This window comes from Spirosoma panaciterrae DSM 21099 (assembly GCF_000374025.1).
GTDB lineage: Bacteria > Bacteroidota > Bacteroidia > Cytophagales > Spirosomataceae > Spirosoma > Spirosoma panaciterrae.
This window is the reverse complement of record NZ_KB893173.1, coordinates 267,117-280,088: the sequence shown is the minus strand read 5'-3', so window position 1 is coordinate 280,088 and position 12,972 is coordinate 267,117. Positions and strand designations below refer to the sequence as shown.

At 48.9% G+C, this 12,972-nt stretch carries 15 protein-coding genes; 8 read left to right on the top strand and 7 right to left on the bottom strand.

The window, feature by feature from the left end; translation table 11 throughout:
• The first annotated feature begins 3 nt into the window (after positions 1-3).
• Positions 4-1,167, top strand: a complete 1,164-nt coding sequence (locus tag B153_RS0104580) for a cysteine desulfurase family protein (RefSeq protein WP_020595496.1) — start codon at positions 4-6, stop codon at positions 1,165-1,167.
• 4 nt (positions 1,168-1,171) lie between these two features.
• Here the strand turns inward: B153_RS0104580 and B153_RS0104575 are convergent, their stop codons facing one another.
• Genes B153_RS0104575 through B153_RS0104555 form a run of 5 tightly spaced genes read right to left on the bottom strand, consistent with a single transcriptional unit; the run spans position 1,172 to position 3,668 of the window.
• The gene (locus tag B153_RS0104575; protein WP_020595495.1) at positions 1,172-1,672 is read right to left on the bottom strand and encodes a DUF4385 domain-containing protein; all 501 of its coding nucleotides are present in this window, start codon (positions 1,670-1,672) and stop codon (positions 1,172-1,174) included.
• A 52-nt stretch (positions 1,673-1,724) separates the two neighbouring features.
• Positions 1,725-2,201: an RES family NAD+ phosphorylase gene (locus B153_RS0104570; RefSeq protein WP_157634571.1), complete on the bottom strand. Its 477-nt coding sequence runs from the start codon at positions 2,199-2,201 to the stop codon at positions 1,725-1,727.
• Positions 2,183-2,608, bottom strand: coding sequence for a type II RES/Xre toxin-antitoxin system antitoxin (gene parS / locus B153_RS34615; RefSeq protein ID WP_020595493.1), 426 nt, complete (start codon positions 2,606-2,608; stop codon positions 2,183-2,185). The genes B153_RS0104570 and parS overlap by 19 nt, the downstream gene beginning before the upstream one ends.
• A gap of 41 nt (positions 2,609-2,649) precedes the next feature.
• On the bottom strand, positions 2,650-3,105 hold the full coding sequence (locus tag B153_RS0104560) for a hypothetical protein (protein ID WP_020595492.1): 456 nt from the start codon (positions 3,103-3,105) through the stop codon (positions 2,650-2,652).
• Positions 3,102-3,668, bottom strand: a complete 567-nt coding sequence (locus tag B153_RS0104555; RefSeq protein ID WP_020595491.1) for an RNA polymerase sigma factor — start codon at positions 3,666-3,668, stop codon at positions 3,102-3,104. Before B153_RS0104555 ends, B153_RS0104560 begins: the two co-directional genes overlap by 4 nt.
• 6 nt (positions 3,669-3,674) lie before the next feature.
• On the opposite strand from B153_RS0104555, the gene B153_RS36490 reads away from it, so the two are divergent.
• Complete coding sequence (locus B153_RS36490; RefSeq protein WP_051097216.1) at positions 3,675-4,124, top strand: DUF6249 domain-containing protein; 450 nt, start codon at positions 3,675-3,677, stop codon at positions 4,122-4,124.
• Complete coding sequence (locus B153_RS0104545; RefSeq protein WP_020595489.1) at positions 4,124-4,753, top strand: hypothetical protein; 630 nt, start codon at positions 4,124-4,126, stop codon at positions 4,751-4,753. The genes B153_RS36490 and B153_RS0104545 overlap by 1 nt, the downstream gene beginning before the upstream one ends.
• Here the strand turns inward: B153_RS0104545 and B153_RS0104540 are convergent.
• On the bottom strand, positions 4,711-5,343 hold the full coding sequence (locus B153_RS0104540; protein WP_020595488.1) for a pyridoxamine 5'-phosphate oxidase family protein: 633 nt from the start codon (positions 5,341-5,343) through the stop codon (positions 4,711-4,713). The genes B153_RS0104545 and B153_RS0104540 overlap by 43 nt on opposite strands.
• Positions 5,344-5,562: 219 nt before the next feature.
• On the opposite strand from B153_RS0104540, the gene B153_RS0104535 reads away from it, so the two are divergent.
• Together B153_RS0104535 and B153_RS0104530 are read left to right on the top strand one after the other, a co-directional pair.
• Positions 5,563-6,309, top strand: a complete 747-nt coding sequence (locus B153_RS0104535; RefSeq protein WP_020595487.1) for an SOS response-associated peptidase — start codon at positions 5,563-5,565, stop codon at positions 6,307-6,309.
• A 162-nt stretch (positions 6,310-6,471) separates the two neighbouring features.
• Positions 6,472-9,135, top strand: a complete 2,664-nt coding sequence (locus B153_RS0104530) for a TonB-dependent receptor (RefSeq protein WP_026261911.1) — start codon at positions 6,472-6,474, stop codon at positions 9,133-9,135.
• 72 nt (positions 9,136-9,207) lie between these two features.
• Here the strand turns inward: B153_RS0104530 and B153_RS0104525 are convergent, their stop codons facing one another.
• On the bottom strand, positions 9,208-10,140 hold the full coding sequence (locus tag B153_RS0104525; RefSeq protein ID WP_020595485.1) for an ROK family protein: 933 nt from the start codon (positions 10,138-10,140) through the stop codon (positions 9,208-9,210).
• Between the two features lie 249 nt (positions 10,141-10,389).
• On the opposite strand from B153_RS0104525, the gene B153_RS0104520 reads away from it, so the two are divergent.
• The 3 genes from B153_RS0104520 (at position 10,390) to B153_RS0104510 (ending at position 12,909) form a co-directional block, all read left to right on the top strand.
• Positions 10,390-11,154, top strand: coding sequence for a class I SAM-dependent methyltransferase (locus tag B153_RS0104520; protein ID WP_020595484.1), 765 nt, complete (start codon positions 10,390-10,392; stop codon positions 11,152-11,154).
• Positions 11,155-11,358: 204 nt separating this feature from the next.
• Complete coding sequence (locus tag B153_RS0104515; RefSeq protein WP_020595483.1) at positions 11,359-11,952, top strand: TetR/AcrR family transcriptional regulator; 594 nt, start codon at positions 11,359-11,361, stop codon at positions 11,950-11,952.
• 90 nt (positions 11,953-12,042) lie between these two features.
• The gene (locus B153_RS0104510) at positions 12,043-12,909 is read left to right on the top strand and encodes an SDR family oxidoreductase (protein ID WP_040760794.1); all 867 of its coding nucleotides are present in this window, start codon (positions 12,043-12,045) and stop codon (positions 12,907-12,909) included.
• Positions 12,910-12,972: the final 63 nt, after the last annotated feature.

Here is a 12,972-nt window from a genome sequence, read left to right as displayed (position 1 = left end):
CCGATGACACCAAACGCTGCCGTTTATTTAGATAATGCTGCTACCACCCGACTTGATCCTGAAGTACTTGAGGCCATGCTGCCTCTGATGACCGAGCATTTTGGTAACCCATCGTCCATCCATAGTCACGGGCGTACCGTTCGAACAGCTATCGAAAAAGCGCGTAAGTCCGTAGCGTCCTTATTAAATACCTCGCCTGCCGAAATTTTCTTTACCTCGGGGGGGACCGAAGCCGATAACACAGCCATTCGGAGTAGTATCGAAACCTATGCTCTGAAACACGCCATTACCTCACCGCTGGAGCATCATGCCGTTCTGCATACCTTGCAGCATCTGGCCGAACAGGGTACCATTCGACTAAGCCTGGTAAATATTGATACTAAAGGGCATATTGATCTTGACCATCTTGACCAACTGCTGCGTTCAAATAGCCGTTCGTTGGTGTCTTTGATGCATGGGAATAATGAAATTGGGAATCTGCTGAATCTGAATCGGGTGGGAGAGCTGTGTCGGCAGTACGACGCTATTTTCCATTCCGATACGGTACAGACGATGGGCCATTTTCGTCATGATCTGCAGCAATTACCCGTTGACTTTATTGTTGGAGCCGGGCATAAGTTTCATGGCCCCAAAGGAGTTGGTTTTCTATATGTAAATGCCGACCGGGTGAAAATCCATCCCTTTGTGTATGGCGGTGCTCAGGAACGGAATATGCGGGGCGGAACAGAAAACGTCTATGGTATCGTAGGGCTGGCTAAAGCTCTGGAGATCGCCTATCGCGACATGGAGGCCCATAAGCAGCATATTATAAACCTGAAACGTCGGATGATTGAACGGCTGCGTGCCCAAATGCCCGACGTGCAGTTCAATGGTGATTCGGGAGATGTTGATGCCAGTTTATATACGGTATTGAACGTTAGCCTGCCCGTTTCCGATATAAGCGATATGCTCTTATTTAGTCTGGATATTGCCCGCATTTCGGCATCGGGAGGGTCTGCCTGCTCGAGTGGTTCGAATGTAGGCTCACATGTGCTGGCCGCTTTACCCGGCTTAAATCCTGATCGGGGTTATGTCCGTTTTTCGTTTGGGAAGTACAATACTGCCGAAGAGATCGACTACGCCGTTGATACGTTGGTAGGGCTTTACCAAAAGGAACTAGTGAAGTAGGTAGTTACCCGTATTTCTGCTGCCACTCTTTTTTTAGGTTTTTATAATCCAGGTCTTCACGAGCTTCAAGGTATTTTCCATAAAAAATACGGGCCGATTCGGCTTTCTCCGGGTCTTCATCGCGGGGCAGTTGTGCGCGTCCATGGGACCCACTTTGACCTTTTTTATCGTTAGGTACGGGGCCGTCGTATTTCTGACCGCTGGCGTGGTTCGCATAACGTCTGGACCGGGTGTAGCCCATCTGAAGAAACTTGCGGGCCATATCCATGCCGATAAAGTCACCCTTTTGTTTGTAGTCCAGAAAAAGCTGATAAATTTTCTCCGACGACTCGCGGGCAATTTCCGGGGTTTTGAATTTCCATAAAGGTAGTATTTCGTCTTTATACGGTCTGACAAGCAGCACGCCCTGTTCCCCTTTGCCAACGCGGTAATACTCAGGATGCTCCCGTACGTTCAGAGTCCGGTAATCAAGATCGTAGTCGAAAGCACGATTCGTTGTTGCCATAATGCGGTTTCACTTGTTGCTACCAGCTATAACAACAAACCGGACAAAATGGCTATTGCCGCAACAGACGTGGATCAAATTGATACGCACGTTTATCTAAAATGACCACTTCGGATGCGCGGGGGTGAACGGGGTTAATCAGAATATTATAGTCCCCCGCTACGACGGCCGATGGGACTTTGAGCAGCAGGAAGTGGTTTTCAGATATCCAGTTTTGCGTAATTGTCTTGATGGCATCAGGCGGAGTCAGGCTGTTCCAGCCAATAGGCAGACTGTCGAGCGGCACACTTTGCAGCGAATCGTCGGGAACCAGTAGCGTAAGCATCTGATAAAAGTCGGGTACGTACGATGCCGGACTGTGTACGAGTACTTCCAGCGTGGCCAGGGCTCTGGAACCAGCGGTGTATAGAACGGGCGTCCCGACAAAATTCCAGCGACCACCTGTCAAACGAGCCCCTGTCCCGGTCAGGTCGTCGGCACGTCGGGCGTTGGCTAATCGATACACGTCCATCAGGCTAATACTCCCCAATCGATTCGGGTAAGCTCGTCACGAACGGCCTGAAAGCCAAACTGGGTATCGAGTAATTCAATTGGTTTTTTGCCGCCAAAAAATGGGCTGGGGTGGTTCATCCAGCCGTGAAATTTCCAGGTTGCTCCGAATACGTCCTCGCCGTATTTGTAGAGGTTAGCCAGTTGTAAGGCTTTTTCGGTAACGTCCTGAGGGAGAAGTTTTTCGTCGGTATAACGTTGCCAGGTACGAGCCGAAATATGCAGAATAATAAATAAATCGGACTGCGTAAGTCCCAGATGACGCGCCATGGTAGCCACGGCTTTTTTTGACAAGCCTCGCCGACTTAATTCAATCAAATCAAAAATGGATTGAATCGGTGGGGCATTTTTAGCACCGAAATAGTGGTTTATGGTCGTTGTACTCATGGCAAAAGCGTCAATTGTCGCGAATATAACGACAGTTGACGCTAAGTGGTTCGCTTGTCCGATAAAATCGATGGGTGTTTTCCTGCTCGCTTAATCAGTCTGTAATCAGCCCATTGGACCAATCCAAAACCAGCTAAGACCAGTAGGGCAGGCACACCAAACCGCGAGCCTGTTTCCATCAGTTTATGAATGGGATAGCCGGGAGCTAGTATCAGGATACCCACAGTGACAGCTGGAAGGAGCAATAGACTTAAGCCGTACAGAACCCATGCTCGTCGTTCGCTACGGGCCAATTCCTTTTTTTGAATCTGGCGCGTTACGTTAGCGGCAAACGAATAGGGAAGAACCGTTTGCGGAGGTTCGGTAGCCAATGCCTCGAACAAGTGTTGGTAGAGCCCAAAATCGTCATTCGCTATGTCCGGGGGCGGTGTGTTGTTGTGCTGGCGGAACTGCGCGTCGAGAAGTTCCTGAAGTTGCTGGTCGGTCAATGGATTCATCGGTTTTTTTCGCGGGTTTGATACGGCTCCAGGGCCGTTTTTAATAGTTTACGAACCCGAAACAGGTAATTTTTAACCGTTCCCTCGGGTAAAGCCGTAACCTGGGCAATTTCTTCATACGAAAGCTCATCCAGATGGTACAGGGTCAGAATGGTTCGATAATGGAGCGGTAACCTGTCGATCTGGTGGTGCAGAAAGGTTCGCCAGTCATCGAATACTACGACGTCTTCTGGTGTGGGCAGGCCGGAGTCTGTGTCTAGTTCTGTCAGTAAATCGGTGGCTGATGTAGCGTTGTCTTTTCGATATTTCTTTAAATAATTAATGCTGGTTCGGTAGGCAATGGTCGCGATCCAGGTCGAGAGTTTCGCATCGGATTGGTAGTCCGATAAGTGCTGATAAACTTTGATAAATACTTCCTGACAGACATCCTCTACATCGGCGGGTTGCTGAACAATCCGGCGAACCATGTGCAGCACGAGTCGCTGATAGCGTTCGACCAACGTTTGATAGGCCCGAACGTTACCCTGCAAAATTTGCCATACTAATGCCTGTTCGTCATTCATTGGCCTATGAGACAACGACTTTATGGGAAAGGTTGCAGTTTCAAAATTTTTTTCAGCAACTGCAACATTCCCAAACCTGATGCTGTCACATGGGCAAACATGACCAGCAATCCGATGGAAGAAGAATATGGTTTACAGGCCGCGTATGTCATCCTGTCGATGGCCATAGGCATTTATCTGACCCTGCGTCCACTTACTACCTACCTGCTCCGTAGGCGACTGCTTGAATTAGGACAGTGGACCGAACAAACGCACAAACAAATGGAACAGGAACGTGATGCACCCTCTGAAAGCCTCAAATGGGGGCTGATTCTACTCTTTTCAGGAATCGGACTGATTGTCGTTCATTTTCTGCCCGTACCGCCCGAATCCAGCCTGAACTATGGGGTTATTATGGTGTCGGCAGCCCTCGGTTTTCTGGTGTATTATCGAATCATAACCACAAAAACGAACTAATGCAGACGATAACATTCACGACGACTACTTCGGCAGAGCAGCGCGTTCAGGGGCTTTCGATGATCCTGGCCCCTTTATTATTTCTGTTATCGACGTTCTACTGGCAGCAGGGCGAATATACCATTACGGGCGGTACGCTCCTGGTGGTGGCAACCGTTTTCTGGATACCGGCTCTGACGGGGCTGTTTGCGAAACTAAAGCACACAATGCCTATCTATGCCAGTTGGGGATTATTGATTGCTGTATGTGGAGCCATCAGTGGCAACAATTTTGGCATGCGAGGTATTTACGCTGAGGTGTTTGGCATTTCGAAGGAAACATTGCTGCACGAAGCGGCTATTCATTCCCTGAGCTTCAACATAACCATGTTTATGTCAGGGCCGCTATTCCCATTGAGTTTACTGGTGCTGGGTGTTCAGCTTCTACGGAAAAAAGCAGTTCCTTACTGGGTTGGGTTCGTTTTGTGTGCAGGAGCCATAGCTTTTCCGGTCAGTCGGATTTCGCGGATCGAATGGATCGCCCACGTAGCCGATCTGCTGCTTTTTATTCCCATCGCATATCAGGGCTGGCAACTGCTTACGAGAAATCAGGGAGCCAGCCAGGTCATTTTAGATTCCGGCTCGTACTGAAAACGGGCGCGTATTTGTCCTTCGGGACTTAGGTACAGATATTCCATCGCCAGCACGCGGCATTCAATAACCGCGAAATTTTTACGGGCCGACTGATTGGCTTCCTGAGATAGCACCTTTTCAGAAACATCGTCGGGATAACCTGGATAGGGGGCCGATAGCTCTGTACCCGGAACGTGCTCCGAAAAATACAACTTGCGCTCCCGTTCCGTAGCCGATTCCCAATGCTCATCGGCTATGTAATCGTCGGTGTGCAGTCGGGTTTCTACCATCAGGCGGAGTTGCACATGGCGTTTTTTGTCCCAGAAAAGCAGTGTAGCCGTTGGAAAGGCTTCCAACTGTAGCACCTTCTCCGTACGGGCATCGGTATGAAACCAGACGTATTTATGAGATGTATCGACCCGGCGGAGCACGACAACACGCGCATCAGCCCCGCGATTCGTACAGGTCGCAACGGTCATGGTTTTGAAACCATCATGTTCGTGTTCAACACCGGAAGCAAGTTGATGCCAGCAGGCATTTTCCAGATCGTTCAGATTAGTTGACGTGATAGGTTGTACGGTTGGGTCGTTGTCAGGAGCTTGGCTCATACATTGACAGGCTTTAAATTCAGTGGTCGGAGAAGGTTGAGTGAACCCTAAAAGCGGTCATCCGAAAAATTGAAAGAAATCGCGGAATCTGTTCGCATGGAGGTAACCTGAACGTCAATTTATTTGTTTATCCAATACGGACATTTCATAAGCGCTGAATTAGATCGATTCAGGGCTTGCCGAGATTTATGACCGTTTTCTGATAAACCCGAAAAGCCGATGTGTTACCATAAATCGCTGAATGTAAAGGGCTCTGAACTCGAAGAGCGATACGAGGCCAATCTGCCCGAGGCTTCTGCGTTTCAGCCCGTTTACCACGCCAATGCTTACCAATTTCCCGACTGGCCCATCCTGACTCATCAGCAGCCCGACCAGTTTCAGTATATGCGTTGGGGGCTGGTGCCCCACTGGACCAAAACCTCAGACAATGCCGCTGAGATACGTACCCGCACATTGAATGCCCGTTCCGAATCAGTGTATGAGAAGCCCTCATTCCGATCGGCGGCTCAGACCGGAAAGCGATGCCTGATACCCGTAACCGGGTTTTATGAATGGCATACGATGGGCAGCAAGAAATTCCCGTTTTATATCAATTCGACGGCGCAGAAGATTGTTTCCATAGCCGGACTTTGGGATGAATGGGCAGACCCCGAAACAGGTGAATTAATTCATACCTATACCCTGTTGACAACGGATGCCAACCCCTTGCTGGCGGCTATTCACAACTCGAAAAAGCGGATGCCCTGTCTGTTATCGGAAAAAGATGAACAGATATGGCTGCACGATGAGCTGAACGAACGGGATGCGCTGGCATTGCTGAACAAACAATATCCGGTCAGTAAGCTACACAGTTACAGCATCAGCAAACGAATCACCTCCCGTTCAGAGCCCAGCGATGTACCGGAAGTGTTAACGCCCAGTACCTATCCCGAATTGACGAAGCATCCCGAATTGTTTGCTGCGTAAGGCCCGGGCACTTGTTAAATGAGTGGTGTATTGGTGAAAATTAGATTTTTTCAGGAAATTTGCGGCCAATTTGGCCAATCGGGTTGCCTTTTGGGCCAGTTTTTGACACGAAGCCTACTATATACTCATTTGCTTTACTAGTTACTCGAATACAATCTGTCTATGAAAAACGTATTACGTTCTCTTTGTCTAAGTGCCTCTTTGCTTACGCTATCAATCGGAGCCAGGGCGCAGTTTCCAACTTTACCCGGCGGTGGCCAGCAACAACGGCCAGCCGCCATTCCCGGTACATCAAGCGATGCTTCGCCACGGGGGAATGCCAAGCTTACCGGAGTCATAACCGATTCGACTACCGGAAAACCCGTTGAATTTGCCAGTATTGCACTGATCGATTCAAAAACTAAAAAGACGATCGACGGAACCGTGGCCGACGATAAAGGGAAATTCACCCTGAACAAATTGCCCGAGGGCGACTTTCAACTCCTGATTTCGTTTGTAGGGTATCGCAACAAAACCGTTTCGAGCGTTAAGCTGAATCGCAAAGGCGATGTTGATCTGGGGTCTGTAAAATTGTCGGCCGACGTACGAACACTGAAGGAAGTCGAAGTGGTTGGGCAGGCATCGCTGGTCGAAGAAAAGGTGGATCGACTGGTGTACAATGCCGATAAGGATATTACGGCTAAAGGGGGGGATGCAACCGATGTGATGCGGAAAGTCCCTCTGCTATCGGTCGACCTGGACGGTAATGTGAGCCTGCGCGGAAGCAGCAATGTACGGGTATTGATCAACAATAAACCCAGTACGATTGTCGCCAGCAGCGTAGCCGATGCCTTAAAGCAGATTCCGGCTGATATGATCAAGACCGTTGAAGTGATTACCTCGCCATCGGCTAAATACGACGCCGAAGGGTCAGCGGGCATTATCAACATCATTACCAAGAAGAATACGCTTCAGGGATTTACGCTCAATCTGGATACGGGGGCCGGTAACCGGGGAGCCAACCTGGGCTTGAACGGTAATTTGCGGACGGGTAAAATGGGCTTTAGTCTGAGTGGTTTCGGACGGGCGAATTACAACGTAGTCGGAAGTTTTGCAAATTCGCAGAAAACGTTTGGCAGCAATGGAACCACGACAACCGAGCAATCGGCCGATACCCGCAATCATGGCTTGTTTGGCCAGTATACATTAGGCTGGGATTACGACATCAGCAAAAACAGCGCGATCACGGCCAGCCTTCGGTATGGAGCCCGAAACAACTATGTAAATCAGGACAACTTTATTACCCGCACGGTTTCGCCAACATCTTATTTTCCTGTCGTATCGGATCGGAACGTACTGACCAAAGATTTGTCGGGTACGGTCGATGCCAACATCGATTACACACGCACCTTCAAGCCGCAACAGGAACTTAGTTTCTCGACGCAATACAGCCGAAACAACCGTAATAATGATTTTACGGCCGATATAATGAGTTCGTCGGATTTCTCGACGATTGCTTCGCGGCTACAAAACCTCAACAACAGTTATAATCAGGAGAGTACGGTGCAGGGGGATTACCAGACGCCCATCGGGAAAAATCAATTGATAGAGTTTGGAGGTAAGGGAATCTTCCGGCAGGTCGAAAGCGCCTACAGTTACAATGTGGCAGCCGGATCGGGGGCGTTTGTTCCCGACCCGACCCGTACGGCTAACACCTTAAATTATGATCAGACCATCGGGGCAGGCTACGTATCGTATACGATTACAACCAAAAACAAATACACCCTCAAAGCCGGTACCCGTTACGAGCATACAACCATCAATGCCAACTACAGCCAGAATCAGACGGGCGATCAGAGTGTGAAAGCTGGGCAGGATCTGGGTATACCGAGTTATAATAATTTTGTGCCCAGTGTAAACATCTCAAAAAGCCTGAAAGGAGGGAAAACAATCAAACTGGCCTATAACCGTCGGTTACAACGGCCCGGTATTCAGTTCCTGAATCCAAACGTGAATACGTCCAACCCAACCAACATTACTAAAGGGAACCCGTATCTCTCGCCCGAACTGACCGATAACTTTGAGTTAAGTGGAAGTGCTTACGTAAAGAGTGTTTACCTGAACGTGGCTCTATTTGCCCGTCAGACCAACAACTCCATTACCAGCGTTCGGGATACCGTCACAACAGGTTTAGGTCAGGTAACGAATCCGACACTTTCGCAGGCGATTCAGACAACCTATCTGAACATTGGCCGTGAATCGGCTTACGGAGCCAACATTTTCGGGAATGCTACCTTGTTCTCAAAATGGCAGATTGGGGGCGGGGTCGATATGTATTATGCCTACCTGACCAACAACAACTCGCTTCCGGCTTACAACGCGACCAACTCGGGTTGGGTCGTAACGGGCCGTTTCTTTACGAACGTAACCCTTAAAAATGGCTGGGGAATGCAGGGATTTGGGTTTATTCGGGGTAAGCAGATTCAGTTGCAGGGCTATCAGGGCGGGTTTGCCTTTTATAGCCTGGGTGTGAAGAAAGACCTGAAAGATAAGCGTGGTAGTTTCGGGATTGCGGCAGAGAACTTCTTCAACATGCCCTTCACGATCCGGTCTGAATCCTCGTCGCCCCTGTTTGCACAAAGCACTACCACCAGCCTGTACAACGCCGGTATTCGGGCCAACTTTAGCTATAAATTCGGTAAGTTGAGTTTCGACCAGCCGCAACGTAAACGTGGCCGCTCTGTCGATAATGACGACCTGAAAGCAGGAGAAGGAGGAGAAGGGGGGCAACAGCAGCAACAGCAACCCGCTCAGGGTGGAAACCGGGGCGGTGGACGGCCAAGATAAATAAGCAAATGGTCAGGGGGTGAGGGCATAGGGTTAGTTTTTTATCAACCCTATGCCCTCACCCCCTGACCATTATAACATCGCTGCGCCAAAAACTCCGGCACTGTCACCTAGCTTAGGTTTGAGAAAGTGCGTGTTCAGATCCCCACTGTTGAACACATATTTACGGGCGCGTTCTACACCCTGCGTATACAGTAAGTCTACATTACCTACGCCACCACCAATCACAATGACGTCTGGGTCAATGATGTTGACGATTACGGATATAGCGCGACCAAAATATTCCAGCAGACGGTTTATGGTCTGGCTGGCCACCAGATCATTTCCCTGGTGGTAACGTTCCATGATTTCCTGCATGGTACGCTGCTCGCCACTAATCTGTTGGTAATAATGCTGAAGTGCGGGGCCTGAAATTACCTGTTCGACGCAACCCCGTTTGCCGCAATAGCAGGGATAGCCTTTTTCTTCCAGGGCATTATGGCCCCATTCGCCACCCAGCCCCTGAAAACCGTTGAGTACAAACGGACGATCGTAGGGCTGGCTGTATTTACTCCGAACCACGATCCCTCCGCCGACGCCTGTGCCCATAATCACCCCAAAAACACTTTGGTAGTCGGGGACCATTTCGGGTACAATGCCCATCGTAGCTTCGGCCAAAGCCAGACAGTTGGCATCGTTGGCAATTTCGACGGGTAAACCGAGCAGGCGGGTCAAATCCTGCTTCATGGGCTTACCATTCAGAGAGGTTGTGTTGCAGTTTTTCATGGCCTGCCGTGCCGGATCGAAGGTTCCGGGAGTAGAGAAGCCAATGCGTTCGGGCGTTAACCCGGTTTCAGCTTTGAGCATTTGAATCAGGCTAACAACCTGATTCAGGATATGGTCGTACCCGTTCTGGGCTTCGGTATCAATACGCTTTCGGATCAGGACCGCATCGGGCGAAGGTGCCGAAAGGACTACGCCCTCAATTTTAGTTCCGCCAAGGTCTATGCCCCAGTATGATTTCATAGAAGGGTTTAGGGTTAAAGGAGTTGAGCTTTATCGTTAGTAATCCACGAAGTACGAGTTTAAGTCGCTTTGCCGCAATTAAATAATAATTATAATCTACTTCTCACCCTCAGGAAGTTGACTGCTATTATGTTATCCAGCGGTAAAATAGACTTTGATTTTAGGTTGCATTCGATCTATTTTAACCTGTCTCAGTTTTAAGATCAGGATACTGGACACATTAATTATTCATAATTTATCATTCGCCACATGGCCTGGTACCATACTTTTTTTCACGGATTACCTCAGGAAGCCTGGAAAGCAGCGCAAACGGAAGAACAAACCCAGCTTGATCTCGAACTACTGGTCGATACACTAGAGTTTGGGCCGGGCGATCGGATACTGGATGTATTTTGTGGCTATGGGCGTCATGCCTTACCGCTTGCCCGGATGGGCGCTCACATAACAGGTATCGATATTTCGTCGGAGTATGTAACCGAACTTCAATCGGTGTCTAAGACAGAGAAACTGCCTATCACCGCAATTGCCGATGATTTCCTGACCATAGCAGCGACTAGTTTAGGTGATGAACACACATTCGATGCGGCTTATTGTCTGGGTAACAGTTTTAGCTTTTTTCCGCTGGCAGATATGGTAGCGTTTTTATCCAGGGTTGCTTCGTTGCTAAAACCGGGTGGGCGATTTCTGGTTCATTCTGAGATGGTTGCCGAGGCCGTGTTGCCCGACTACCAGGCTCGGAACTGGTTGCCCATCGAGACTACCGATGGCGAACCGATTCTGTTTATGGTGGAGAATGACTACCTACCAATGGAGGGGCGGATTGATTCGCACCTGACCTATGTTAAGGGAGGTATTACACAAACCCGACTGGCACAGCATTACATTTATACGTTGTCGCAACTGCGGCATTTGTTTACGCAAGCAGGACTAAAAGTCATAGACTGCTATGGAACGGTTACAGGCGATTCCTTTGCACTTGGCGATGAAGCTGTATGGTTATTGGCTGAAAAGTAAATAGATGTAATCTATATTTTAATTACACTTCATATAAGTTACTGTGAATTTTGGGTGGTAAACTCAGAAAAGGCCCTTTGGAAGTAGGAAAATTGCGGTATTTTTTAAGAAATTATACATTAATGTTAGAAAATTTCGACATTAATCTGTAGTTTTCAGTCAATTAACACCGTTAACTGAGATTACTTTTACTAACCTGCTTTTATGGAAATAATTGAGCGTAAGCCGCGTAACCGTGAGCAGACTCGCTCCGGCATTCTGAAAACGGCTAAAGCTATCGCCCGCCGGGAAGGATGGCAGGCCGTTTCGATTCGTAAGATCGCCGATGCCATTGAGTACAGTGCCCCCATTGTTTATGAATACTTCGACAGCAAAGATGTGCTGCTGGACGAAATCCGAAACGAAGGTTTCCGTCACTTGTATCAGGAGTATGACCGCATCCTGACACTCTATCGGGACCCTGAAAAACGCCTGTTCGAAATCTCGCTGGTGCAGTGGGAATTTGCCCGTCAGCAGCCCGAAATCTATCAGGTGATGTACAATCTGGATGGTGCGCTTTGCTCCCTGCCCGTTCATCAGTCTGAATCCATGCAAGCCGTCAGTCGTATTGTTTGCAAAACGATCTTTTCATTTATTCCGAAAGCTGAAGAAAGCATCAGACGGCTCTATTTTCAGTGGTGGTCGGTTTCGCATGGGATGATTACCCTGGCCATGCTGCTGAAAAATGAACAGCCTATTGAGCAATCGGAACAGGTTTATCGCGAAACGATGCGTCGGTTTGTTCGGGATTTACGGTAAATGAACGGTTGGCCTGTGGTGCGGGGGCACTAAATGGGATCGACCAATTCTCTGGATTCGTATAGCGAGTTTTTACCCGCCTGAGTAGATATGCGCATTGCAATAGTAGGTGCAACGGGTATGTTGGGCCAGCCGGTTACGCGTGAACTGATTCGGGCTGGTTTTCCCATCAGGCTCATTGCCCGTGATGTGGCCAAAACCAGGACACTATTCCCCAATGTTGATGTTGTTTCCGCTGATTTGTGTGATGGGGAAACACTACGGGATGCGTTGGTGGGTATGGATACTGTCTATTTGAACCTGTCCATCAAACAGGGCGAAAAACAATCCGATTTTCATACTGAAGCTGAAGGGCTACAAAACCTGATTCTGGCTGCACAGAAGGCAGGGGTTCGCCGGGTCGGGTATCTCTCGTCGATCATCATGCGCTATCAGTACCGAAATGGCCGACGATGGTGGGTGTTTGATGTAAAGAAGAAAGCTGTCGAACTGATCAAAGCGTCGGGACTTCCGTATAGTATTTTTTATCCGTCCTGTTTTATGGAGTCATTGAACGGGACACAGCGGGTGGGACCGTTTATTTTGCTGGTGGGGCGTTCTTCTGTAAAACCTATGTACGTCGCTGCCAGAGATTATGGCAGGCAGGTGGCCCAGTCGTTTCTGATTGCTGAGGATGGCCAAAATCAGGAGTACAGTATTCAGGGACCGGAAGCCCTAACGCAACACGAAGCGGCAGAGCGCTTTGTTGACGCCTACAAAAAAGAAAAGCTAGGAATTGTAACAGCTCCGCCCTTTTTGTTAAAGGTAGGCCGTCTTTTTACAGCGCAGGCCGATTATGGATGGCACATTACTGAAGCGCTGAATCACTATCCCGAAGTGTTTGAGTCCCAAAAGGCCTGGGACGACCTAGGGAGGCCTACAACAACAATCGAGCAATTTGCCCGTAGTTTATACTGACATGTTGTCTCAATAGGGCCAGCTTCAGGATTCATAGCCAACAAATCTAAAGCCGACCCTATT